We start from the raw sequence: 25,457 nt of genomic DNA on the forward strand, positions 1-25,457 counted from the left end.
TCAACGATCCTTCGGGTCGAGCGCGTCGCGCAGGCCGTCGCCGACGAAATTCAGCGCGAACAGCGTGGAGACGAGAAAGAAGGCCGGGAACAGAAGCAGCCAGTTGGCCGAGCCGATGTTCTGGGCGCCGACCGAGATCAGCACGCCCCAGCTGGTCATCGGCTCCTGGACACCGAGCCCGAGGAACGACAAAAAACTCTCCAGGATAATGACCTGCGGCACCAGCAGCGTCATGTAGATCACAACCGGCCCGAGCAAATTGGGGATCACATGGCGCAGCAGAATGCCGCGCTGGCCGACGCCCATCGCCTCCGCCGCCTGGACATATTCCTGCCGGCGGATCGACAGCGCTTGTCCGCGCACGATGCGCGCCATGTCGAGCCACAGCACCGCTCCGACCGCCAGGAACATCAGCACGAAGTTCCTGCCGAAGAACACCACCAGCATGATAACGAAGAAGATGAACGGCAAAGAATAAAGCACGTCGACGACACGCATCATCACCTCGTCGACCCTGCCGCCGGCAAGGCCGGCGGTGGCGCCGTAGAGCACGCCGATGAGCACGGCCACAATGCCGGCAAGCAGGCCGATGGCTAGCGATATGCGCCCGGCCATCAGCGTTCTGGACAGGAGATCGCGGCCGGTATTGTCGGTGCCGAACAGGAAATATTGCTGCTTGATCGAGGCACTCATGACCATTTCGAGACCGTCCGGCGATTTGCTCTCGATCTTTGTGTCATCAAAAGTATCGGAACGATCAAGGTAGCGAATGTTGCGGTCATCGATCGGCTTGGACGATTTGACGGTAACGAACACACGGCTGTCCTCCTGCCGCCACTCCTTGATGTCGACGCGCATACGCCTGATCGCCTCATCGAGGGCGCCTTCGATCATGTCGGCCTTCGGATAGGCCGAGAAGCTCGGCGGCGTACGGACATAGTCGGCATAGATGGTGGTGTATTGGTGCGGCACGAAATAGGGCCCAAACACGCTGATGACGGCGATGAAGGCAAGATAATAGAGGCTGAACATGGCCGCGCGATTGGCCTTGAGGCGCGCCCAGGCGTCACCCCACAGGGACCGGCCGACGACCGGTGCGGCAACTGCGATATCAGTCATAGCGCACCCTCGGATCGACGACCCCATAGAGGACGTCGACGATCAGGTTGAAAACGATGGTGAAGAGCGCGATGACCACCACCGTCCCCATCACCAGTGTGTAGTCGCGGTTGAGCGCGGCAACGACAAAATGGCGGCCGATGCCCGGGATAGAGAAGATGGTCTCGACGATGATCGAGCCGGTGAGAAGGGCTGCAGCTGCCGGACCGGTGAAGGAGACGATCGGCAGGATGGCGCCGCGCAGTGCATGCTTGACGACGACTGACCAGTCGGACAGGCCGAGAGCGCGCGCGGTGCGGATGTGATGCGAGTGCAGCGATTCGATCATCGAGCCGCGCATCAGGCGGGCAACGATGGCGATCTGCGGCAGAGCGAGCGTCAGCACCGGGCCGACCTTATTGATGAGGGCTCCATCGCCCCAGCCACCGATCGGCAGCAGCTTCCAGGTCAATCCGAATACAAGCTGGATTACCGGGGCGATGACAAAGGTCGGTATGGTGCTGCCGGCGGTCGCCAGCGCGATCACCGAATAGTCGGCAAGCTTGTTCTGGTTGAGCGCGCCAACAGTGCCGAGCACGGTGCCCAGGAGCAGCGCCAGAACGAGCGCCGAAGCGCCGAGTTGGATCGAGATCGGCAGGCCTTCCCTGAACAGCTCGCCGACGGTGAAATCCGGCATGTTGTAGCTGGGACCGAAGTTGCCGCGCAGAAGATTGCCTAGATAATGGAGGTACTGCAGCCAGAGCGGGTCGTTGAGGCCGAACTGGGCTTCGAGATTGGCTCTGATCTCGGGACTCAGGCCCCGCTCCTGGTTGAACGGTCCGCCCGGTGCGACGCGTATCAGGAAGAACGCCATGGTCACGATGACGAACAGCGTCGGAATGGCGGTCAGAAGCCGCCGGAAAACGTAACGCAGCATCGATGCCCCGCTTGATCCAGAGCAGCGCGTCCGGCTGGACGATTGCGCTCTAGCCTTCAAATCTTCGCACCGACATTGTCGAAAATCGAATCCGGTTCCCGGGCCGATGCGATGGCAAACCAGCGCCGCCGCGCATTGAGTTGCGCGGCGGCCTGGCTAAGGGATCAGTCCTTGCTGATGAAGCGGGACGGATGGATGTCCATCACATTGTCGTCGAAGCCATGCAGCTTCGAGGAAACGATGTCGTGGTAGCTATAGTAGAGGATCGGAATGTTGCCGACCTCATCGACGAGGATGCGTTCGGCCTTGGCGAGCTCCTTCATGCGCTCTTCGGGCTTGCCGCCGGCGGCGGCGGCCTTGTCCATGGCCTCTTCGTATTTCGGGCTGTTGTAGTTCGAGTAATTATTGCCACTAGCCTTGCGGGAGATGCCAAGGAAAGTTTCCGGATCCTTGTAATCCGCAATCCAGGCGGCACGCGCGACGTCATAGTCGCCCTTCTGCTCGAGGAAAGAGTAGTGGGTCTTGGTATCGGTGTTGAGCAACGTGATCTCGACGCCAAGCGGCTTCAGCTGTTCCTGGATGGCGACAGCGGTGTTTTTGTGGTTTTCCGAGGTGTTGTAGCGGATTTCCATCTTCAACGGATGCTCGGGCGTATAGCCGAGCTTCTCCAGGATTTTCTTGGCTTCATCCTCCCGGTCGATCTGCGGCATGTCGGCGTATTTGGCCAGTGCCGGCGTGTAGCCCTCGATCCCCGGAGGCACCATCGAATAGCCGGGCAGCATCGAATTCTGCCAGACTTTTTCGGCGAGGAAGTCGCGATCGATCGCCATCGAGATGGCGTTGCGCAGTTCGACATTGTCCCACGGCGCCTTATCGGTCTTGATCGCATAATAGTAGGTGCCGAGATATGGCCCGACACGGACCTGGTCGCCGAATTTGGCCTTGAGGTCGCCGAGCTGTTCCGTCGGCAGGTCACCGTAGCTGTCGAGTTCGCCAGCCTCGAAGCGCTTCATCGCCGACGAACGATCCTCGGTCGGGATGTAGTTGACCACGTCGAACTTGACGCTCGCGGCATCCCAGAATTTCGGATTCTTGACCAGCTTCAGATGGTCGTTGGGAACCCACTCTGCCGCTGTAAAGGCCCCGTTGGAGACCAGCTTGCCTGCCTTGATCCAGTCGGCGCCAAGCTTTTCGATCGACGCCTTGTTGACCGGATAGGTCGCCTGATGGGTCAGCATCTCCAGGAAGTAAGGCGTTGGCGCCTTGAGCGTGACTTCCAGGGTATTTGCGTCAATCGCCTTGACCCCCATATCCTCCGGCTTGCCCTTCTTGGTGTTGACTTCCTCGGCACCCTTCACTGGATAGAGCATGGAAGCGTATTCGGCAGCGGTGGCCGGATCTTCCAGCCGACGGAACGAATAAACGAAGTCGTCCGCCGTCACCGGGCTGCCATCCGACCAGAGGCCGTCCTTGCGCAGCTTGAAGGTGTAGACAGTGCCGTCGTCGGACACCGTCCAGCTTTCGGCGGCGCCCGGAATGAGATTCGTCTTCTGGTCATGCATGACGAGGCCCTGGAACAGGTCGCGTATGATATCGGCTTCGTAGACCGTCGAGGTCTTGTGCGGGTCGAGCGTCTCCGCTTCGGCGGCGGCTCCGCGGTTGTAGACGGTCTCGGCGAAAGCCGGCGTGTAGAACGTACCGGCGGCCAAGACCATGGTCGTGGCGAGTACCGTCGCCTTCAGCACATGTTTCAGCATGGAGTTCTCCCTAATGACGTCGCCCTTCGGCCACGTCTCTAAGTGTTGACGCCCCCGAAACCGATTGGTTGGTTCCTTTCGAGCGCGCAGCCGGTTCCCTTTCCGGCAGCTGGTGGCCAAACAGTAACGTGGAGATTTTTTATTTCAACAGACTCTCGGGGTCACGCAAAGTAAGGGGCCGGGACAGTCGCCTTGCGAGCGGCCAATCAATGGTCAAAGCCATGAGTTTGACTGGGTTTCCTGGCCAGAACGCCGATCTGGGAAATAATCTGGCCGATCATTTCAGTTTACCGGAATGTATTAATTGGTTCTTAGGCAACCAAGGGTTACAAATTTCAATGGGATCGGCACATCGACCTTGAGTTCCAACGGGCAAGGGCAATGAACAAGATAGACAGTAACACTGTCGCATTAAAGCGTAAAATATTGCGCCAAATACGGGCGAATCTACGCAAAATTGGAGATGAGTCCGGAACTTCCGCGGTCGAATTTGCCCTGCTTTCGCCGATCTTTATCCTGCTCGTGCTCGGAATGGTTGCATATGGTATCTATTTTGGTGCAAGCAACTCCTTGCAGCAAATCGCCGCCGATGCCGCCCGCACCGCAATTGCCGGATTGAATCAAACCGAGCGCCAGGCGCTGGTGGCGAGTTTCGTCAAAAACAATGCCACTGGATACCCGTTCGTCGATTCCGGCAAGCTGACCTACCAGGCGACGGACAGCACGGCCGACGGAAATCAGTTTGTCGTGTCAATCCAGTACGATGCCAGCAACCTGCCGATCTGGAACCTGTTACCAAGCCTTGCGATGCCGCAAACCACGATCTCGCGCAGATCTACCATCAGGATTGGAGGCATTTGAAATGTCGCAGTTCTTGCTGAGGAGCATCGGGCGGATCGCTCGCTCGATGGTTGGCGACAAGAAGGCGAACTTTGCCGTCATGACGGCGCTGACAGCGCCATTCGCGCTGGGGCTGGCGGCCTTCGCTGTCGACGAAGGTTCGATCTACACGGAGCGCAGGGAGGCCCAGGCGATGACCGACCTGGCGGCGATCACCGCGGCGTCGAACATCAAAGATATGGAAGCCGCGGCGGTAACCACGCTCAGTGACAACCGAATGCCCGGCATCATTGTTCAAAAGCCAGGTCAGACAATCGTTCCCACGGTTGGCAAAACCGTCGTGTCGGTGACCGGCGGCCGATACTCAGCGGCGTCCTCCATTGGCGTCGACAAGCGCTTCGAAGCCGGTAAAGCGCCTTACAACGCCGTTCGCGTCACTCTGCAAAAAATCCCCGCCCGGTATTTCGCCAGTTCGCTCATCCCTACTCCGGTTGTCGGCACCGAAGCCATTGCCAGTGTGACCCCGCAAGCGATGTTCTCGGTCGGGTCCAGGCTCCTCAGCGTCAATGGCGGCATCCTCAACGCGCTTCTCAGCAAGTTGCTGGGCGCCAACATTTCGCTCAGCGTCATGGACTACAACGCGCTGATCTCGGCCGATGTAAACGTGCTTTCGTTCGTCGATGCCCTTGCCGTACAGTTGCAACTGACAGGTGTCAGCTATTCCGACGTGCTGGCGTCAAAAGCGACGGTAGGCCAGATCGCGACCGCCATGGCCAATGCGTCCGGGTCGGGCAGCGCCAGCAAACTTGTGCTGCAGACGATCGCGTCGAGGGCCACCAACACAGTCAAGATACCCCTCAGTCATCTTATCGATCTTGGCTCGATCGGTAAGCTCGGCCTCGGACAAAAGTCTCCCGGCTTTTCCGTCGACGCAAGCGCGATGGGCATGCTGGGTGCCGCCGCCTCGCTGGCCAATGGCTCAAACCAGGTCCAGGTCGATCTCGGCGCCACTATTCCGGGACTTACCGCCACCACACTCGCCATCGCCATCGGTGAGCCAATGCAATATTCACCCTGGCTGGCCGTCGGGGAAAAAGGCACCGTGGTGCGCACCGCGCAGACGCGCATCAAGCTGGTCACCACAGTTGGCATCGGCAATTCCAATCTCGGCGGCGGCATCAGTCTGCTGTCCGTCAACCTGCCTCTGCATGTCGAAGTCGCCTATGCGGAAGCCAAGCTAACCGACATCAGCTGCCCGACGGGCCGGCCGGATAGCATCAAGGTCTCGATCGCCGCGCAGCCTGGCGTGGCCTCGCTGCACCTTGCCACCAGCGACGCCGACAACAACCCATCGGCCTTCGCCGATTTCAGCAATCCGCAATCGTTCTCCGATGCCACGATTGCACAGGTAAGCGTAAAGCTTCTGCTGCTCACCCTCAATCTGCTCGATGTGAAGGGTTCGTCATCACTTGCCATCACCAACAACGATCCGACCGCATTGACGTTCGACAGCACCGATATCGCCAACAAGACGATAAAAACTGTCGCCACAAAAAACCTGACGCAATCACTCACGACATCGCTGGTCAGCGGCCTCTCGCTCTCGGTCAATGCACTGGGCCTCGGGCTGGACGTGACGGCCCTGCTCGGAACGGTTAAGCCGGCGGTGGTAACGGTTCTGAACGGCGTGACGGCGCCGGTCGACGAACTGGTCTATAACGTGCTTGCAGCTGTCGGCGTGCATGTCGGCGAGGCCGATGTGCGGGTTGTCGGCGCGACTTGCGGGCGCTCCGTGCTCGTTCAATGAGATAATGAAATAGAGCTCAGCCGATCCGGCCGAGGAAGCAGCCCAGCGGCGGCAGCGACAGAGTTCTTTCCTGCAAGACGCCGGCAGCACCGCCAAGGTCTATCGGCTCTATCGCTTCCAGATCCGGTGGCAATTGCCAGCCGGCCGGCTCGTCGGCGAAATTGAAGACACAGAGCAGCTTTTCGTCACCGCCTTCGCGAATGAAAGCAAGGACGTCGCCTTCGGCATCGAGGAACCGGATCGAGCCTCGAGCCAGCGCCGGATGCTGCTTGCGCAAGGCCAGCATCGCCCGGTAGCTCGCCAGGACGGAGGTTTGCTCGCCGTCCTGGACGTCGACCGCCTGGGCACGATGGCTTGCCGGGACCGGAAGCCACGGCTTGCCGGTCGAAAAGCCGGCATTGTCGGCGCCAGCCTCCCAGACCATCGGCGTTCGGCACCCATCCCGTCCCTTGATTGCCGGCCAGAAGCGGATGCCGAAGGGATCGCGCAAATCCTCGAACGCCAGTTCGGCCTCCTCCAGCCCGAGTTCTTCGCCCTGGTAGAGGCAGATCGATCCGCGCAGGCAGGAAAGCAGCACGATCGAGAATTTCGCCACCCTGTCCGGATCGCCGCCCGGCCTTGTCCATCGACTGACATGGCGCACGACATCGTGGTTGGAGAACGCCCAGCAAACCCAGCCGTCGAACACCGTACTCTCGAAGGCCTCGACACAGCCACGCACATGCGACGCCGAGAATTGCGGGCCGAGCAGGTCGAACGTGTAGGACATTTGGAGCTTGTCGCCACCGCCGGTATAGGCGGCGAGTGTCTGCAAGGAACGCGTTTCGTCGCCAATCTCGCCGACAGCGGCGCGGCCTTCATATTCGTCAAGCAAGGCCCGGAAGCGCCTGAGGAAAGCAAGGTTTTCCGGCTGGCTCTTGTCGAACAGATGCTCCTGATAGAGATAGGGGCTGGTTGCCGTATTGGTGCCGGCGACGCTTTCCGCCAAAGGCGGGTTGCTGCGCACCCAGCGGTCGTGGACGTAATAGTTGACCGTATCCAGCCGGAAACCGTCGACGCCGCGCTCGAGCCAGAACCGCACCGTTTCCAGCAAGGCGTCCTGCACCTTTGGGTTGTGGAAATTCAGGTCCGGCTGCGAGGCGAGGAAATTGTGCAGGTAATATTGCCTGCGCGTTGCGTCCCATTCCCAGGCCGGGCCGCCGAAAAGCGACAGCCAGTTGTTGGGGGCGGTGCCGTCGGGCTTCGCATCGGCCCAGACGTACCAGTCGGCCTTGGGGTTGTCGTGGCTCGTGCGGCTTTCGACGAACCATTCGTGCCGATCCGACGAATGCGACAAGACCTGATCGATGATCACCTTCAGGCCGAGCCGGTGCGCCTCTGCAATCAGTGCGTCGAAATCCTCTAATGTGCCGAACATCGGATCGACGGCGCAGTAATCCGAAACGTCGTAACCCATATCCGCCATTGGCGACTTGAAGAAAGGCGACAGCCAAACCGCGTCGACACCCAGCGATGCGACATGGGCCAGCCTCGAGGTGACGCCGCTGAGATCGCCGCTGCCGTCGCCTGTCGTGTCCTGGTAGGAGCGCGGGTAGATCTGGTAGATGACGCAGCCGCGCCACCATTCGGCATTGTCAGCCATCGTGGCTCTCCCCTGCGCCCACCCGCGCGGCCCCGCGTTCGATCATGAACATGACCGTTCGCCCAGGCACCGGCCGTGAGATGTCGCCAGTATCCGTTTCGATGGCAGGGCGCCAATGAAAACCCGCCCGTTCCGGCAGCGTGAACATGCAGGCCCGGCGGTCGCCATTGATGACCACCGCAAGGCGACTGTTCTCACCGCTCCCGAGAACCATGACCAGCCGGTGCCGCCTGGCATCGTGCCAGGCGGCCTCGTCGAGCGGCATGCCGGTTTCCGTCAGCCAGGCTACGTCTGGGATTTCCGAGCCCGCAGGCGGTTCTCCGGTCAGGAATGTTGTGTCCAAAAGCGCCGGCACGGCACGACGCATCTTGGCTAGCAGAACCGTGTACAGCTCCAGCGCCCGGTCGCGCCCGGCCCAGTCGAGCCAGGTGATGTCATTGTCCTGCGCGTAGGCGTTGTTGTTGCCGCGCTGCGTGCGGCCGAACTCGTCGCCGGCCGTCAGCATGATCGTGCCGCGCGAGGCAAAGAGCGTCGCCAGCAGCGCGCACTGGTCATCGAAACGGGCCGTAACGATTGACTGGTCGCCGGTCTCGCCCTCGAGGCCATTGTTCCAGGACAGGTTGTCGTCGTGGCCATCGCGGTTCTGTTCGCCATTGGCCTCATTGTGCTTGTGCTCATAGGCAACGATATCGGCCAGCGTCATGCCGTCATGCGCGGCGATGAAGTTGATGCTGCGGCTCGTTGTCTGGCCTGGTTTGGCAAAGACATCGGACGAACCGGCAAGCCGCGTCGCCAAGGCACCGATAATGCCGCCGTCGCCGCGCCAGAAACGGCGGATATCGTCACGGCATTTGTCGTTCCATTCGAGGAAGGGTGGCGGAAAATTGCCGAGCTGATAGCCATCCGGTCCGATATCCCAAGGCTCGGCGATCAGCACCCGGTCGCCAAGAACAGGATCTTTGCGAATGGCGTTCAGCAGCGGCGCATCGGCGTCGAAAACGCCGTCGACGCGGCCGAGGATCGGCGCCAGGTCGAAGCGGAATCCGTCGACACCGGCGCGCTGGACAAAGTGGCGAAGCGTGTCGAGGACCATTTCCCGGACGACCGGATGTTCGCAGGCGAGCGTATTGCCGGTTCCGGTGTCATTGACCAGAGCGCCGTCGGCCTCGTGCCGGTAATAGGCGCGATTGTCGAGCCCGCGCAGCGACAATGTCGGGCCGAGCCGGTCGCTTTCGCCGGTGTGGTTGAACACCAGGTCGAGAATGGTGCCGATGCCGGCCTCGCGCAGCGCGGCGACCGTTCCGCGCAACTCGGCCAGACCGCCGGGCGCCAGTCGCGGATCGAGCGCCATGAAGGTCACGGGATTATAACCCCAGGCGTTGCGCAGACCGAGCGGCGGTAAATGCCGTTCGTCGATCGATGCAGTCACCGGCATCAACTCAATGGCTGCCACGCCGAGTTTTTGCAGATGCTCGACAACGAGGGGGTGAGCGAGCGCTCCAATGGTGCCGCGTTGCTTCTCGGGAATGTCCTTATGCAGCTTTGTGAACGCGCGTACCGGCACTTCGTAGATGAGGCCGCCGGACCGAAACAGAGGCGGCAAGGCAGGCAAGGGTTCCGGCAAGGCGCCAGCAATGGCTTTCGGCATCAGCGGCGCCGTGTCGGCCCCCTCACCCCGGCGCGCGGCTAGCCGGCCGTCATAGGCATAGGGCCTGTCGATCTCGACGGCATAGGGATCGGCCAGCAGCTTGTCGGGATCGAACCAGAAACCGTGTTCCGGCGCGTAGTCGCCATCGGCACGGAACCCGTATCGGGTGCCAGCGGCGAGACCGGCAACAAAAAGTGCGTGGACGCCCTCGCCTTCCGACTGGAGTTCCAGCCGGTCGATTTCGCGGTTGCCGTGTTCGTCGAAAATCGAAACCCAGATGCGCCGAGCCAACGAGGACCATGCGGCGAAGCGGATGCCGCCCTCCCCGGCAAGCCCGCCAAATCGCGGACGATAGCCGGCGGATAGTCCCGACGACATCAGGTGATGACGCTCGGTTTGGCGCGGCCGGTATGGCGGCGAATCCCGGCAATGTCGTCGGCCGCCACGATCAGATCGGCAAGTGCCTCCTGGGTGTCGAGATCGTGGCGGTTCTTGTCCGGCTCGTAGCGCTCGACATAAAGCCGCAGCGTCGCGCCCGAGGTGCCGGTGCCGGACAGGCGGAAGACGACGCGTGAGCCGCCTTCGAACAACACCCTGATGCCCTGGTTCTTGCTGACCGAGCCGTCGACCGGATCGTGATAGGCGAAATCATCGGCGCTGGCGATCGTCATGCCGCGCACGCTGGTGCCAGGCAGCGAGCCGAGCTTGGCGCGCAGCTCGTCGACAAGCGCGTTGGCACGATCAATCTCGACCTCCTCGTAGTCGTGGCGCGAATAATAGTTACGGCCATAGGCCGCCCAATGCTGGGTGACGATCTGCTTGGCGCTTTCGCCGCGCACGGCAAGGATGTTGAGCCATAAAAGCACAGCCCACAGGCCGTCCTTTTCGCGGACATGGTTGGAGCCGGTCCCCGCACTCTCCTCGCCGCAGATCGTTGCCATGCCGGCATCGAGCAGATTGCCGAAAAATTTCCAGCCGGTCGGCGTCTCGTAGATGCCGATGCCGAGCTTTTCGGCGACCCGGTCGGCAGCACCGCTGGTCGGCATCGAGCGGGCGATGCCTTTCAGCCCAGCCTTGTAGCCCGGCGCCAGATGGGCGTTGGCGGCGAGCATCGCCACCGAATCAGACGGGGTGATGAAAATTCCCTTGCCGATAATCAGGTTGCGGTCGCCGTCGCCATCCGAGGCGGCGCCAAAGTCTGGCGCATCCGGCCCCATCATCTCGTCGTAGAGGTGTTTTGCATGCACCAGATTGGGATCGGGATGATGGCCGCCGAAATCCGGCAGCGGAATGAAATTGCGGGCGGTGCCGTTGGGCGCGCCGAGCCGGTTTTCGAGGATCTCCTTGGCGTAGGGGCCGGTCACCGCATGCATGGCGTCGAAGCGCATGCGGAAGCCCGACTTGAACAGCGCCCGCAATGCGTCGAAATCGAACAGGCTTTCCATCAGTTCGGCATAGTCGGCGACAGGATCGATGATTTCGACGGTCATGTCCCCCGTCTTGACCGTGCCGATCGTGTCGATGTCGACCTGCCCGATATCGGCGATCTTGAAGCTTGAAATCGCCTTGGTTTTTTCGAAGATCGCGTCGGTCAGCTTTTCCGGCGCTGGGCCGCCATTGCCGGCATTGTATTTGATGCCGAAATCCTCATGCGGGCCGCCCGGATTGTGGCTGGCCGACAGGATGATGCCGCCAAAGGTCTTGTATTTGCGGATGACATGCGAAGCGGCCGGCGTCGACAAGATGCCGCCCTGCCCGACCATCACCTTGCCGAAGCCGTTTGCCGCGGCCATGGCGATGGCCTTCTGGATGACCTCGCGGTTATAGAAGCGGCCGTCGCCGCCGATCACCAGGGTTTTGCCCTCGAACCCGTCCAGCGCATCGAAGATCGACTGGATGAAGTTCTCGGCATAGTGCTCCTGCTGGAACACGGGGACCTTTTTACGCAGCCCGGAGGTGCCGGGCTTCTGGTCGGGATAGGGTTTGGTGGCGACGGTGCGGATCATCAGTCAGGCAGCCCTTTTCGAAAGCAGCAAGCGATAGTGTTGGACATATTTTTCGGCGCTTTTGTCCCACGAAACGTCGGCCTTCATGCCTTGCCGCTGCATCGACGTCCACACTGCGGGATTGGCATGCGCCTCGACAAGGCGGCGGACGGCGTGCAGCAAGGCGCCGGCATTGGCGGGCGCAAACTGGAAACCGGTCGCAACGCCGGCAGAGATGGCGGCTTCGTTGGCATCGATGATCGTGTCGGCAAGGCCCCCGGTGCGCGCGACCACCGGCACGCAGCCATAGCGCAGGCCGTAAAGCTGTGTCAGCCCGCAAGGTTCGAAGCGCGATGGGATAATGATGGCGTCGCTGCCGCCCTGCATGGTGTGGGAGAGTCCCTCGTCATAGCCGACGACGACGCCGATGCGGCCGCGATGGCGGGCTGCGGCGGCAAGCAATGCGCCTTCGAGCCCGGCATCGCCGGAGCCGAGGATCGCCAGCCGCGCACCTCTTGCAACGATGCCGTCGACGGCCGCCGCCAATATGTCCATGCCCTTTTGCCAGGTCAAACGGCTGATGACGCAGACGATCGGGCTGTCATCGCGATCGAGGCTGAAGCGGTCCTCGACCGCGGCCTTGTTGGGCATCCGTGCCTTGAGCGTCTTTGCGGTGTAGTTGGAAACCAGATGCTTGTCGGTTTCCGGGTTCCATATCTCGGTATCGATGCCGTTGACGATGCCATGGAGATCGACGGAGCGCATGTTGATCAGGCCGTCGAGGCCCATGCCGAATTCGGGCAAGCGGATTTCCTGCGCATAGGTCGGGCTGACCGTGGTGATCGCCCACGCCGCCTGCAGGCCGGCCTTGAGGAAGCCGACGCCGCCGTAATATTCGACGCCGTCGAGCGCCATCGCCGCCGCCGGCAGGCCAAGCTCGCCAAAGATGCCGGCGCCGAACTGACCCTGGAAGGCGAGGTTGTGCACGGTGATCATCGACGGCGTGCCGACCGCCTTGCCGTAGCGCATGTAGGCGAGCGTCATTGCCGACTGCCAGTCATGGGCATGGACGATATCGGGCAGGTAGCCCGAGATTGCGCCGCCGGCAATATCACCGCCTACCTGGCTCAAGGCCGCGAACCGCCGCCAATTGTCCGGCCAGTCGGCGCCGGTCGCGTTGCCGTATGGGCCGCCGGGACGGTCGAAAAGATGCGGCGCGTCAAGCACGAACAGGTCGAGCCCGGCGATCTGGACGGCATGCACCGAGGCCTTGCCGCCCTGCAGCAACGGATATTGCTGAACCGGCTTTTTTTTCCTGAAGGCGCCCATCACCTGAGGATAGCCGGGGACGAGCGTGCGCATGATGACGCCCTTGCCGGCCAATGCCACGGGCAAGGCGCCGGTCACGTCGGCGAGCCCGCCCGTCTTGACCAGCGGAAAGATCTCGGGCGCCACCGACAGAACCTGCATGCACTACGATCCCAGCCTGTTGATCATGTCCTGCGTGACGAGGCAGATGCCTTTTTCCGAAACGCGGAAACGCTTGGCGTCGAGGACGGGATCCTCGCCGACCACCAGACCCTCCGGGATCCTGACGCCGTGATCGATGACCACGCGCTTCAGCCTGGCGTTGCGGCCGACATGGACGTCCGGCAGCATGACGACCTCCTCCAGCGTCGAATAGGAATTGATGCGGGCGCCGGTGAAGATCAGGCTTCGCTTCAGCGAAGCGCCCGAAACGATGCAATCGCCCGACACGAGAGACGACACGGCCGACCCGCGGCGGCCATCCTCGTCATGCACGAATTTTGCCGGCGGCTTCAACTCGGCATAGGTCCAGATCGGCCAATCGCGGTCGTAAAGGTCGAGTTCCGGCGTGATGTCGGTCAGGTCGATATTGGCCTCCCAATAGGCGTCGACCGTGCCGACGTCGCGCCAATAGGCCTCGTTCTCGGCGGTCGAGCGCACGCAGGATTTGGCAAAACGATGGGCGATCGCCTTTCCGTGCTCGACGATGTAGGGGATGATGTCCTTGCCGAAGTCGCGGCTCGAGCCGGGCTCCGCCGCATCGCGACGCAATTGCTCCATCAGGAATTTGGTCTTGAACACATAGATGCCCATCGAGGCGAGCGCGAAATCCGGTTTGTCGGGAATGCCCGGCGGATCGGCGGGCTTTTCGATGAAGGAGATAATGGTGTCCTTGGGATCGACATGCATGACGCCGAAGCCGGTGGCTTCCATGCGTGGCACTTCGAGGCAGCCGACGGTGACGTCGGCGCCGGCCTCGACATGCTGGCGCAGCATCATTTCGTAGTCCATCTTGTAGATGTGGTCGCCGGCCAGGATGACCATGTATTCCGGCCCGTAGGCCTCGATGATGTCGATGTTCTGGTAAACGGCGTCGGCGGTGCCCTCATACCATTGCGTTTCCGATACACGCTGGCTGGCAGGCAGGATGTCGAAACTCTCGTTGCGCTCGGGCCGCAGGAAGTTCCAGCCGCGCTGCAGATGGCGGATCAGCGAATGCGCCTTGTACTGGGTGGCGACGCCGAGGCGGCGGATACCGGAATTGAGCGCATTGGAGAGCGCGAAATCGATGATGCGGGTCTTGCCGCCAAAATAGACCGCCGGCTTGGCGCGGCGGTCGGTCAGTTCCTTGAGCCGGCTGCCACGGCCGCCGGCCAGCACATAAGCCATGGCGTCGCGTGCCAGCGGCTGTGTTCGTTTTATTTCAGCCATTCCTATCCTCCCAGGTTAGATGCTCCAGACATAGCTCAGTCCGGGACGAATTCGAGCATGATCGTCGACAGCGGCGGCAAAAGCATCGTCGCCGAAATGCCTCCTCCTTCCGCCTGAGCCTCGACGCCGCCGCTATTGCCCTTGCCGGAACCGCCATAATCCGTGGCATCGGTGTTGATGATCTCGCGCCATTTTCCGGCGTGCGGCAACGGCACGCGGTAATTGTCGCGCGGCACCGGCGTGAAGTTGGAAATGACCGCGATCGGGTTGCCGCCCGGCGCGCTGCGCAGCCAGGCAAATACTGAGTTCGCGCTGTCGTCGACGATCAGCCAGGAAAAGCCCTCCGGCTCGCAGTCGCGGGCATGCAGCGCGGGGCGCGAGCGGTAGAGATAGTTGAGATCGCGCACCGTCTGCCAGACGCCGCGGTGGAGCCGGAAATCGAGCAGGTTCCAGTCGAGCGCCCGCCCCTCGCTCCACTCGCGGCGCTGTGCGAACTCCTGGCCCATGAACAACAGCTTCTTGCCGGGATAACCCCACATGAACGCGTAATAGGCGCGCAGCGTCGCGAATTTCTGCCAGTCGTCGCCGGCCATCTTGTTGAGCAGCGTGCCCTTGCCGTGCACCACTTCGTCATGGGACAGCGGCAGCACGAAATTCTCGCTGAAGGCGTAGACCAGACCGAAGGTGATGTCGTTGTGGTGATGCTTGCGGAAGATCGGCTCCTTGGAGAAATACTCCAAAGTGTCATGCATGAAGCCCATGTTCCATTTAAAACCGAAGCCCAGTCCGCCTTCATGCACCGGCTGCGAGACTTTCGGCCACGAGGTCGATTCCTCGGCGATGGTCATCACACCTGGATGGTGGCCGTAGACCTCCTTGTTCATACGCTGCAGGAAGCTGACCGCTTCGAGGTTCTCCCGCCCGCCCTTCTCGTTGGGAATCCATTCACCGGCCTTGCGAGAATAATCGAGATAAAGCATCGAGGCGACCGCATCGACGCGCAGTCCGTCGACGTGATATTTCTCGGCCCAGAACAGCGCATTGTTGACCAGGAACGAAATCACTTCGCGGCGCCCAAAATTATAGATCGCGGTGTTCCAGTCGGGATGGAAGCCCTTGCGCGGATCGGCATGTTCGTAGAGCGCGGTACCGTCGAACTTTGCCAGACCGTGTTCGTCAACCGGGAAATGCGCCGGCACCCAGTCGAGGATGACGCCGATGCCTGCACGGTGGGCGCCGTCGACGAAGCGGGCAAAACCGTCCGGATCGCCAAAGCGGGCAGTCGGCGCATAAAGACCCGTCGTCTGGTAGCCCCAGGACGGGTCATAAGGGTGTTCGGAGATCGGCATGAATTCGATGTGGGTAAAACCGGTCTCGACCACGTAAGGGATCAGCCTGTCGGCGAGCTCATCCCACGACAGGAAGCTGCCGTCGTCGTGAAGCCGCCATGACCCGGCATGGACCTCGTAGATCGATACGGCCTCGCGCCTGTGGTCGGCATTGCGCCAGTAGTTCCGGTGCGCCTCGTCACCCCATTCATGCGCCGGCGGCAGTGCCGTCACCGAGGCGGTGGCCGGGCGCAGTTCGGACTTGAAGGCGAACGGATCGGCTTTGAGCGGCAATCTCACGCCATCCGGCCCGATGATTTCATACTTATATGGGCGGCCTGCGCCGATGTCGGGAATGAACAGCTCCCAGATGCCGGTGTCGCGGCGGACGCGCATGGTATGCCTGCGGCCGTCCCACTCGTTGAAGTCGCCGACCACCGAGACGCGCCTTGCATTGGGCGCCCACACCGCAAAATGCACACCCGATGCACCTTCATGGTCGATGAGATGGGCGCCGAGCTTGTCGAACAGCCTGAGATGCGACCCTTCGGCGATGTAATAATCGTCCATCGGGCCGAGCACGGGACCGAAGGAATATGGATCGGTCAGCCACCAGTCACCGCCGGAATTCCTGGCGTGATAGCGCAGCGGCTGGCGTTTGCGCAGCGACAGTTTGCCTTCGAAGAAACCGCGGTCGTCGCGTCTCGACAGCTCGCCGGCCTTCTTGCCGGTCAGCGTATAGGCGGTGACGAACTCGGCATGAGGGACGAAGCAGCGGGCGACAAAGCCCTTTCCCGCCTCATGCACGCCAAGCACGGCAAACGGATCGCCGTGCGTGCCGGCGACAATCGCCGCGACATCGCCGGCTGGCGCCAGTCCGTCCGGCCCGCTTGTCGCAACGGTCGCGCGCGGCTTGCTCATCAGGCAGTGACCCTCCCCGGGCACCAAGTGTATGTTTCTAGTGGAGTTTTGAATTCGACATTCGCATGCCGCCTAACCCTCCAAGGGATGCGAGGGTCAAATCCACTCCACTAGGACCACATTGTTCGTGGCCTCATGCAATCATATCAGGCGGGCACGTGCCATATGTCTTTCGCATATTGGCGGATCGTTCGATCGGACGAGAACCAGCCGACGCGCGCGACATTGCGGATGGCTCTGGCGTACCAGTCCGGGCTGTTGCGCCAGACGGCATCGACGTCGCGCTGGGTGGCGGCGTAGGCATCGAAATCCGCGGCGACCATGAACCAGTCGCTCTGGTAAAGACCGTTGATCAGGTCGCGATAACGGTCCGGATCGTCAGGTGAAAAGACTCCGGATGAAACCGCGGCCAGCGCCTGCGCCAATTCAGGCGATCCCTCGATCACAGCGCGCGGATCGTAACCATTGTTGCGTCGCTCGGCGACCTCATCGGTGGTCAGGCCGAAGATGAAGATATTGTCGTCGCCCACGCATTCCTTGATCTCGACATTGGCGCCGTCGAGCGTGCCGATGGTCAGCGCGCCGTTCAGCGCGAACTTCATGTTGCCGGTGCCGGACGCTTCCATGCCGGCGGTCGATATCTGCTCCGAAAGATCGGCGGCCGGAATCATGATCTCGGCAAGGCTGACATTGTAGTTCGGCACGAACACCACTTTCAGCAAGCCGCGCACCGCCGGGTCGCGGTTGATGACCCGGGCGACGTCATTGGCAAGTTTGATGATCAGCTTGGCGTTGTGATAGCTGGGCGCCGCCTTGCCGCCGAAGAATTTGACGCGAGGCATCCAGTCGCGCTCCGGATGCGAGCGGATCTGGTCGTAAAGCGCGACCGCTTCGAGAATGTTCAAGAGCTGGCGCTTGTATTCGTGGATGCGCTTGACCTGGATGTCGAACAGCGCCGATGGGTCGACCTTGATGCCGAGCCGGTCGGCAACGAGCTTGGCAAGCCTCGCCTTGTTCGCCCGTTTGACGGCGGCGAACTTGTCGCGGAAGGCGGCGTCCTCAGCGAAAGGATCAAGCCGCTTTATCTCGTCGATGTCCTCGAGGAAGCCGTCGCCAATCGCCTCTCGGGTGAGTGCAGTGAGGCCGGGATTGCACTGTATCAGCCAGCGCCGCGGTGTGATCCCGTTGGTCTTGTTGTTGATGCGATCCGGGTAGAGCCTGTGGAGGTCGGCAAACACCGTCTCCTTCATCAATTCCGTGTGCAGGGCAGAGACGCCGTTGATCGAGTGCGAGCCGACAAAGGCCAGATTGCCCATGCGCACGCGGCGATCGCCATTTTCCTGGATCAGCGAGATGCGGCTGATCTGCTCGTCCGAGAACTGGTCGGAGGCGCGCGCCTCGAGCAGCACTTCGGCGTTGATGGCGTAGACGATCTGCATGTGGCGCGGCAACAGCCGCTCGAACAGCGGCACCGGCCAGCTTTCCAGCGCTTCGGGAAGCAGCGTGTGGTTGGTGTAGCCGAAGGTGCGCTTGGTGATGCTCCAGGCCTGGTCGAAATCCATGCCGTGGACATCCATCAACAGGCGCATCAGCTCGGCTACGGCGATCGCCGGATGGGTGTCGTTGAGATGGATCGCCGCTTTGTCGGGCAGCGATTGCAGGTCGCCATACTGGCTGAGATGACGCTGGACGATGTCCTGCAGCGAGGCGGTGGAGAAGAAATACTCCTGCCTGAGCCGCAGCTCCTGGCCGGCCTTGTGGGAATCGGCCGGGTAAAGGACGCGCGACAACGCATCGGCCTTGTTGCTTTCGGCGAGCGCGCCGATGTGATCGCCGGCGTTGAATTTGTCGAGCAGGATCGGGTCGACCGGCATGCCGGACCACAGACGCAGCGTGTTGACGCGGTTGGCCCGCCAGCCGACAACCGGCGTATCATAGGCGACTGCCAGAACATGTTCGGTCGGCTTCCAGACGTGGCGCTCGAGCCGGCCGTCGTTCGACGTGACCGATTCCACCGAGCCGCCGAAGCCGACCTCGAAGGAGCGTTCGCGGCGCTCGAACTCCCAGGGATTGCCGTGATCGAGCCATGTCTCGGGCAGCTCCACCTGCCAGCCGTCATGGATCTCCTGCCGAAACATGCCGTTGGCGTAGCGGATGCCGTAGCCATGCGCGGGGATATTGACGGTCGCCATGCTTTCCATGAAGCAGGCGGCGAGCCGGCCCAGACCGCCATTGCCAAGGGCAGCGTCCGGTTCGAGCGTAGCAATGATGTCGAGGTCGACGCCAAGCGACGACAGCGCCTCGCGCATATTGTCCATCAGGCCGAGATTGGAGAAGGCATCGCGCATCAGGCGGCCGATGAGGAATTCCAGTGACAGGTAGTAGACGCGCTTTTCCTGCTGGGCGTAGGCCTCTTGGGTCGCCTGCATCCAGTGATCGACTATGCGGTCGCGTACAACCTTGATTGAGGCGGTGAGCCAATCGTACTGGGTTGCAACGTTGGTGCCCTTGCCGACCCTGTATTTGAGGGCTTGCAAGACTTCCTCGGCGAGCGTCTTGGGATCCGGGTTTTTGAGCGTGGGCAGAGGAGCTTCGGTTGTCATCGCGCGCGTCATGCTGCCTCTCGTGACGTTGCCAGGATCATGCGGCTTTCACCATCTCTGCCAATGCTAGTGCATCCCACCGGATGTTCAATCGATTCGGGTGATCGCAAGCCGGGTTGCCCTGCGGCAATTTGGCATTTGGAAACAGCGCGTTTGGGCCCTCGGCGATGGGCCTCAAGTTCTTGCTCAAGCCGCCAGCGCCGCTTCCGGCGGCACCTTGGCGCCGGTCATGAAGGCGACCGCGTCGGACATCGTATACTGCTTCGGATCGATGACGCACAGGCGACGGCCGAGCCGGTGAATGTGGATGCGGTCCGCCACCTCGAAAACATGCGGCATGTTGTGTGAAATCAGCACGATCGGCAGGCCTCGCTTCTTCACGTCGAGGATCAGTTCGAGGACGCGGCGGCTCTCCTTGACGCCGAGCGCGGCCGTCGGCTCATCCATGATCACCACCCGGCTGCCAAAGGCGGCGGCGCGCGCCACCGCCACGCCCTGACGCTGGCCGCCGGAAAGCGTTTCCACGGCCTGGCTGATGTTCTGGATGGTCATCAGGCCAAGCTCCGTGAGCTTGTCGCGGGCGCGCTTTTCCATCGCCGGGCGGTCGAGCATGCGCAGCCATTCGCCGAGGAACCCCGGCTTGCGGATCTCCCGGCCGAGGAACATGTTGTCGGCGATAGACAGCGCCGGCGACAGAGCCAGGTTCTGATAGACCGTCTCGATGCCGGCCTCCCGGGCCTCCATCGGCGACTTGAACGCAACGGGCTTGCCTTCAAGTCGTATCTCACCTTCGTCGGGCACGACCGCGCCGGAAATCGCCTTGATAAGCGACGACTTGCCGGCGCCGTTGTCGCCAATGACGGCAAGGATTTCGCCCGGATAGAGGTCGAAATCGGCGTTGTCGAGGGCGGTGACGCGGCCATAGCGCTTGACCAGACCGCGCGCGATGAGGATGGGTTCCTGGGTCATGGCTATGCCGAAACCTTTCTGATCCATTGATCGATCGCCACGGCGCCGATGATCAGCACGCCGGTGAGCAGCACCTTCCACTGCGGGTCGGCGCCCAGCATGTTGAGGCCCATCGAGACGACGCCGACGATCATGGCGCCGAACAGCGTGCCGAGGATCGAGCCGCGCCCGCCGAACAGAGAAATACCGCCGATCACCGTCGCGGTGATGGCCTGAAGATTGTAGTCGGTGACCGCGGCGGAAGGAGAGATCGAGCCATTGCGGCCGATGGAGACCCAGGCTGCGAAGGCGGCGATCAGCCCGGCAAGGGCATAGACGGTCATCAGCACCTTCTTCGTCTGGATGCCCGACAGTTTCGCAGCCTCCTGATCGTCGCCGACCGCGTAGACATGGCGGCCCCACGCGGTGTGGTTGAGCACGTACCAGAGGACCAACACGAGAACGACCATGGCAATGACGCCAAGCGTCAACACGGCCGTGCCGACCTTAAAGCTGAGGGCAAACAGGTGCAGCAGAGGCGCCTGGACGTCGACGTCGGTGTCGCGGATCGTCTCATTGGCCGAATAGATGAAATTGGTGGCCATGACGATGTTCCAGGTGCCGAGCGTCACGATGAAGGGCGGCAGCTTCATGTAGGCGACCAGCACACCGTTGAGCAGGCCGCATGCGCCACCGGCGAGAAGCCCGATCGCCACCGCGAGCACGGCCGGCATACCGTAGCTGACCGCGCAATTGCCCATGATCACAGCCGAAATCACCATGATCACGCCAATCGACAGGTCGATGCCGGCGGTCAGGATCACCAGCGTCTGCGCGGCGCCCAGAATGCCGACAATCGCGATCTGCTGAAGGATCAGCGTCAGCGTATAGGATGAAAAAAAACGCCCGCCGATGGTGATGCCAAAAATAATGATCGCCAGAACCAGCACGATGAGCGGCACCGCTGCCGGCGTGGAATGCAGGAAATGCTGGGCACGCTTGACGGCCGATTTATGCTCGTCGAACGCGGCGACGCTTGTGTCGCTGCTCGATAGAACTTTTTCGAATTCTTGTGCTTGAGCCATGTTTCCTCCCCTGGGCTTCGGCCAACCGCCGACGCCATCCACGCCTTCCGGTCTGCCGCCGGCACTATTTGCGTTTAGATCGGCACATCGTCCACCCGGAGCGGCCGGGGATCAAGCCCCGGCCGACCGCGATCTGTTGCCGGTCAGGCCAGGCTCAGCCCCAGCACTTGGCGAGGCCTTCCTTGGTGTCGATGGACTTCACACCGTTGGCGGGCTTGTCGGTGACTAGGTTGACGCCGGTATCGAAGAAGTTCTTGCCTTCGGTCGGCTTCGGCTTCGTCCCGTCCTTGGCGAAAGTGGCGATCGCCTCGATGCCGAGCGCCGCCATTTGGAGCGGATATTGCTGCGAGGTAGCGCCGATCACGCCTTCGGCCACCGATTTCACGCCGGGGCAGCCACCGTCGACCGAGACGATCAGCACCTGGCTTTCGAGACCGACGGCCTTGAGCGCCTGGTAGGCGCCGACAGCTGCGGGCTCGTTGATGGTGTGGATGACGTTGATGGTGTTATCCTTCTGCAGAAGGTTCTCCATCGCCTTGCGACCACCCTCTTCATTGCCGTTCGTCACGTCGTGGCCAACGATGCGCGGATCGTCCTCGTCGCCGATCTTGTTGGGGTCCTTCACGTCTATGCCGTAGCCCGTCATGAAACCCTGGTCGCGCAGCACATCCACCGTGGGCTGCGACGGCGTCAGGTCGAGGAAGCCGATCTTGGCATCCTTGGCCTTGTCGCCAAGCGTCGCGGCGGCCCATGCGCCGATCAGCTTGCCGGCTTCCAGATTGTCGGTCGCGAAGGTCGCGTCAGCCGCATCGATCGGATCAAGCGGGGTGTCGAGCGCGATCACCAACAGCCCGGCGTCCCGCGCTTTCTTCACGGTCGGCACGATGCCCTTGGTGTCGGACGCGGTGATGAGGATACCCTTGGCGCCGTCGGCGATACAGCTCTCGATTGCAGCCACCTGGCTCTCGCTGTCGCCGTCGATCTTGCCCGCGTAAGTCTTGAGATCGACGCCAAGCTCCTTGGCCTTGGCCGTCGCACCTTCCTTCATCTTGACGAAGAAGGGATTGGTGTCGGTCTTGGTGATCAAGCAGGCGCCGACCCCGGCGGCCGATGCCGTCGACGCAAAGGCCATCAGGCTCAGTCCGGCCGCGGCAAACACGGTGGATTTCAACAGTTTTGACGTGGTCACGATTTTCCTCCCATGGAACCATTTAGGATGCCGGCCAACCGGCATCTGCAGCGCGTCCGACGAAATCTCCCAGTGTCGACGCCGATCGCAAGAGACACCAGTCCGCCAGCACTGTCAATAATTAAATCACTCTTATTTATTATTGACAACGCAGGATTGTTCACTCACTCTAGACCAAAAGCATTGAGGGGAACCGACGGGAGGAACAGGGTGGAGACCGGCATTACGAGGCACGGTTCGCCCGATGCGGCCGAAAGCCGTCTGCACCGCGGCACCAATCAAAGCGGCATGCGGGACCACAATGAGCGGCTGGTGCTGTCGCTGGTGCGTCAGCACGGCAGCCTGGCCAAATCCGACATTGCGCGCATGACGGGCCTTTCGGCGCAGACGGTCTCGGTCATAATGCGCGAGCTGGAGGAGGACGACCTGCTCGTCCGCCAGGCGCCGTTGCGCGGCAAGATCGGCCAGCCTTCCATACCCATGGCGCTCAATCCCGACGGCGCCTATTTCATCGGCCTGAAGATCGGCCGCCGCAGCGCCGAACTGGTGCTGATCGATTTCCTCGGCAACGTACGCTCGATGCTGCAGCATTCCTACCGCTATCCGGCGCCGCGCGAGACGGTGGAATTCGTCACGAGCGGCATGAAGAAGATGCGCGGCGAACTCACCCCGGCGCAGGACAAACGCATCGCCGGGCTTGGCATCGCCATGCCGTTCGAACTGTGGAACTGGGCCGACACCGCCGGCGCGCCGCTCGAAATAATGGACGAATGGCGCCATCGCGATATTCGCGCCGACATCCAGGCGCAATGCGAATTTCCAGTCTATCTGCAGAACGATGCCACCTCGGCCTGCGGCGCGGAGCTCGTGTTCGGCCAGGCGGCGGGTGCGGCGCGCGATTTCGTCTATTTCTACATCGGCGCCTTTGCCGGCGGCGGCATCGTGCTGAACGGCCGGCTTTTTGGCGGCCCAACCGGCAATGCCGGCGCGCTGGGCTCGATGCCGGTGCCCGGGCCGGACGGCAAGCCGACGCAATTGATCGACGTGGCCTCGATCGCCACGCTGGAAAAGGCGCTCAACGCGCGTGGCGTCGAGGCGTCGCATCTGTGGACCTCGCCGCAGGACTGGGGCGAGATCGGCGCCGAGCTCGACGACTGGATCGCAAGCGCCTCGCAGGCGCTCGCCTATGCCATTGTTGCGGCGTCCTCCGTCATCGATTTCGAAGCCGCGGTGATCGACGGATGGATGCCGCTTGCCGTGCGCAGGCGGCTTGTTGATGCGGTCATCCAGGCAATCGGCAGGATCGACGGCGAAGGCCTGCGGCTTCCGACCGTTCGCGAGGGAACGGTCGGCATCCATGCGCGGGCGCTGGGTGGTGCCAGCCTGCCGCTATCGGAGCGCTTCCTCATCGGCTCGACCACGATTTCCCGGAGCTTCTGAGCATGCTGATCGGCATCCCGGCGCTGCTCGGCCCGGAGCTTCTGGCGATATTGCGCGCAATGGGCCATGGCGACGAGATCGCGCTGGTCGACGGCAACTACCCGGCCGAGCAACAGGCACAACGGTTGATCCGCGCCGACGGTCATCATCTCGTCCCCGTGCTCGATGCGGTATTGAGCGTATTGCCGGTCGACGACGCCGTGCCGCACGCGCTGTTTCGCGCCTCGGCCAAAGGCGATCCCCTGCTAGCCGATCCGGTTCACCATGAGATGGAAGCGATCTGCGCCAGGCGTGCGCCGGGCCGCACGGTGGTTGCGCTTGCCGGCGCCGACTTCTATGCACGGGTCAAGGCCGCGCACGCGATCGTCGCGACAAGCGAGCCGCGGCTTTATGCCAACATCATCATTCGCAAGGGCGTGATCTATCCGCCGGAAAGCAAAACTTCATGATTCTCTGCTGCGGCGAAGCCCTGATCGACATGCTGCCGCGCACCACGACGGAGGGCGAGCCGGCCTTTGCGCCCTATGTCGGCGGTGCCGTCTTCAACTCGGCCATTGCGCTCGGCCGGCTCGGAGCGCCGGCCGGCTTCTTCTCCGGCCTGTCGTCCGATCTGTTCGGCGGGCAGTTCAGGGAGGCGCTGGGGGCCAGCAAGGTCAGTTCCACCTATGCGCACACCTCGCCGCGTCCGACTACTCTCGCCTTCGTGCGGCTCAACAACGGCCAGGCGACCTACACCTTCTACGACGAGAACACCGCCGGGCGCATGCTGACCATCGAGGACTTGCCGGAACTCGGCAGCGAGATCGAGGCCATGCTGTTCGGCGCCATCAGCCTGATCTCGGAGCCGGCCGGGTCGGCCTATGAAGAGTTCATGCGACGCGAGCATGAGCGCCGCGTGATGATGCTCGACCCCAACATCCGGCCAAACTTCATTCCCGACAAGGCCAAGCACCTCAGGCGCATCCGCAACATGATGGCGATGGCCGACATCGTGAAACTGTCGGACGAGGATCTGAACTGGTTCGGCGAAGCCGGCTCGCATGAGGACGTAGTCCGCAACTGGCTGGACCGCGGTCCGAAGCTGATCGTCGTCACCCACGGCAGCGAGGGCGCGGTCGGTTACAGCAGCCAGCACCGGGTCACCGTCGTGCCGGACAAGATCGAGGTGGTCGATACGGTCGGCGCCGGCGACACATTCAATGCCGGCATTCTTGCCTCCTTGCACGAACAGGGTCTGCTCTCGAAGACGGCAATCTCCAGTTTGCCGGAAGGCGCCATCCAAAAGGCGCTGACGCTCGGCGCCAAGGCCGCGGCGGTGACGGTATCGCGGGCCGGCGCCAATCCGCCATGGCGGCATGAACTCGCTTGACCGGCTGGTGCGCAGCCCATGGACTGCTCACCGGCGATCACTTTATGTTTCGTCCAGCCTGGCGGGCGGGATGCGAAGCCCGTATCAGGCCGGCCGAAGCCCGGATTTCCCCGCGTTTAAG

18 protein-coding genes are annotated in these 25,457 nt (G+C 62.1%); 5 read left to right on the plus strand and 13 right to left on the minus strand.

Annotated features, from left to right (window positions below):
- From NKI59_RS18575 to NKI59_RS18585, 3 genes are all read right to left on the minus strand, one after another.
- The gene (locus NKI59_RS18575) at window positions 1-1,119 is read right to left on the minus strand and encodes an ABC transporter permease (protein WP_352591559.1); all 1,119 of its coding nucleotides are present in this window, start codon (window positions 1,117-1,119) and stop codon (window positions 1-3) included.
- Window positions 1,112-2,035: an ABC transporter permease subunit gene (locus NKI59_RS18580; protein WP_352705915.1), complete on the minus strand. Its 924-nt coding sequence runs from the start codon at window positions 2,033-2,035 to the stop codon at window positions 1,112-1,114. The genes NKI59_RS18575 and NKI59_RS18580 overlap by 8 nt, the downstream gene beginning before the upstream one ends.
- A gap of 164 nt (window positions 2,036-2,199) precedes the next feature.
- Window positions 2,200-3,792: a peptide ABC transporter substrate-binding protein gene (locus NKI59_RS18585; RefSeq protein WP_352454278.1), complete on the minus strand. Its 1,593-nt coding sequence runs from the start codon at window positions 3,790-3,792 to the stop codon at window positions 2,200-2,202.
- Window positions 3,793-4,173: 381 nt separating this feature from the next.
- Here NKI59_RS18585 and NKI59_RS18590 point away from each other — a divergent pair, with 381 nt between their 5' ends.
- Both NKI59_RS18590 and NKI59_RS18595 read left to right on the plus strand, forming a co-directional pair.
- Window positions 4,174-4,653 (plus strand): TadE/TadG family type IV pilus assembly protein, encoded by a 480-nt coding sequence (locus tag NKI59_RS18590; protein ID WP_352454277.1) that lies wholly within the window; start codon window positions 4,174-4,176, stop codon window positions 4,651-4,653.
- A gap of 1 nt (window position 4,654) precedes the next feature.
- A complete protein-coding gene (locus NKI59_RS18595) occupies window positions 4,655-6,439 on the plus strand; it encodes a pilus assembly protein TadG-related protein (protein ID WP_352591550.1) in 1,785 nt (594 codons plus the stop codon).
- A gap of 16 nt (window positions 6,440-6,455) precedes the next feature.
- Here the strand turns inward: NKI59_RS18595 and bglA are convergent, their stop codons facing one another.
- The 10 genes from bglA to NKI59_RS18645 form a co-directional block, all read right to left on the minus strand.
- A complete protein-coding gene (gene bglA / locus NKI59_RS18600) occupies window positions 6,456-8,081 on the minus strand; it encodes a beta-galactosidase BglA (RefSeq protein WP_352624584.1) in 1,626 nt (541 codons plus the stop codon).
- Entirely contained in the window at window positions 8,074-10,107 is a 2,034-nt protein-coding gene (gene glgX / locus NKI59_RS18605) for a glycogen debranching protein GlgX (protein ID WP_352591544.1), read from the minus strand. The genes bglA and glgX overlap by 8 nt, the downstream gene beginning before the upstream one ends.
- Window positions 10,107-11,735, minus strand: a complete 1,629-nt coding sequence (locus NKI59_RS18610; protein ID WP_352591541.1) for an alpha-D-glucose phosphate-specific phosphoglucomutase — start codon at window positions 11,733-11,735, stop codon at window positions 10,107-10,109. Before NKI59_RS18610 ends, glgX begins: the two co-directional genes overlap by 1 nt.
- Before the next feature lie 3 nt (window positions 11,736-11,738).
- The gene (gene glgA, locus NKI59_RS18615) at window positions 11,739-13,184 is read right to left on the minus strand and encodes a glycogen synthase GlgA (protein WP_352705918.1); all 1,446 of its coding nucleotides are present in this window, start codon (window positions 13,182-13,184) and stop codon (window positions 11,739-11,741) included.
- A 3-nt stretch (window positions 13,185-13,187) separates the two neighbouring features.
- Complete coding sequence (glgC, locus tag NKI59_RS18620; protein ID WP_352490794.1) at window positions 13,188-14,453, minus strand: glucose-1-phosphate adenylyltransferase; 1,266 nt, start codon at window positions 14,451-14,453, stop codon at window positions 13,188-13,190.
- A 35-nt stretch (window positions 14,454-14,488) separates the two neighbouring features.
- A complete protein-coding gene (gene glgB / locus NKI59_RS18625; RefSeq protein ID WP_352692674.1) occupies window positions 14,489-16,702 on the minus strand; it encodes a 1,4-alpha-glucan branching protein GlgB in 2,214 nt (737 codons plus the stop codon).
- 146 nt (window positions 16,703-16,848) lie between these two features.
- Window positions 16,849-19,317, minus strand: coding sequence for a glycogen/starch/alpha-glucan phosphorylase (locus NKI59_RS18630; RefSeq protein ID WP_352705920.1), 2,469 nt, complete (start codon window positions 19,315-19,317; stop codon window positions 16,849-16,851).
- A 174-nt stretch (window positions 19,318-19,491) separates the two neighbouring features.
- Window positions 19,492-20,274, minus strand: a complete 783-nt coding sequence (locus NKI59_RS18635) for an ATP-binding cassette domain-containing protein (protein ID WP_352470952.1) — start codon at window positions 20,272-20,274, stop codon at window positions 19,492-19,494.
- 2 nt (window positions 20,275-20,276) lie between these two features.
- Window positions 20,277-21,338: an ABC transporter permease gene (locus NKI59_RS18640; RefSeq protein WP_292653631.1), complete on the minus strand. Its 1,062-nt coding sequence runs from the start codon at window positions 21,336-21,338 to the stop codon at window positions 20,277-20,279.
- 154 nt (window positions 21,339-21,492) lie between these two features.
- A complete protein-coding gene (locus tag NKI59_RS18645) occupies window positions 21,493-22,470 on the minus strand; it encodes a sugar ABC transporter substrate-binding protein (RefSeq protein WP_502896960.1) in 978 nt (325 codons plus the stop codon).
- A gap of 267 nt (window positions 22,471-22,737) precedes the next feature.
- On the opposite strand from NKI59_RS18645, the gene NKI59_RS18650 reads away from it, so the two are divergent.
- Genes NKI59_RS18650 through NKI59_RS18660 form a run of 3 tightly spaced genes read left to right on the plus strand, consistent with a single transcriptional unit; the run spans window position 22,738 to window position 25,336 of the window.
- Window positions 22,738-23,967, plus strand: a complete 1,230-nt coding sequence (locus NKI59_RS18650; protein WP_352591528.1) for an ROK family transcriptional regulator — start codon at window positions 22,738-22,740, stop codon at window positions 23,965-23,967.
- Window positions 23,968-23,969: 2 nt separating this feature from the next.
- Window positions 23,970-24,416, plus strand: coding sequence for an RbsD/FucU family protein (locus NKI59_RS18655; RefSeq protein ID WP_352591525.1), 447 nt, complete (start codon window positions 23,970-23,972; stop codon window positions 24,414-24,416).
- On the plus strand, window positions 24,413-25,336 hold the full coding sequence (locus tag NKI59_RS18660; RefSeq protein WP_352591522.1) for a carbohydrate kinase family protein: 924 nt from the start codon (window positions 24,413-24,415) through the stop codon (window positions 25,334-25,336). Before NKI59_RS18655 ends, NKI59_RS18660 begins: the two co-directional genes overlap by 4 nt.
- Window positions 25,337-25,457: the final 121 nt, after the last annotated feature.

Origin of the sequence: Mesorhizobium sp. M0598 (assembly GCF_040320865.1) — a bacterium.
Classification (GTDB): Bacteria; Pseudomonadota; Alphaproteobacteria; order Rhizobiales; family Rhizobiaceae; genus Mesorhizobium.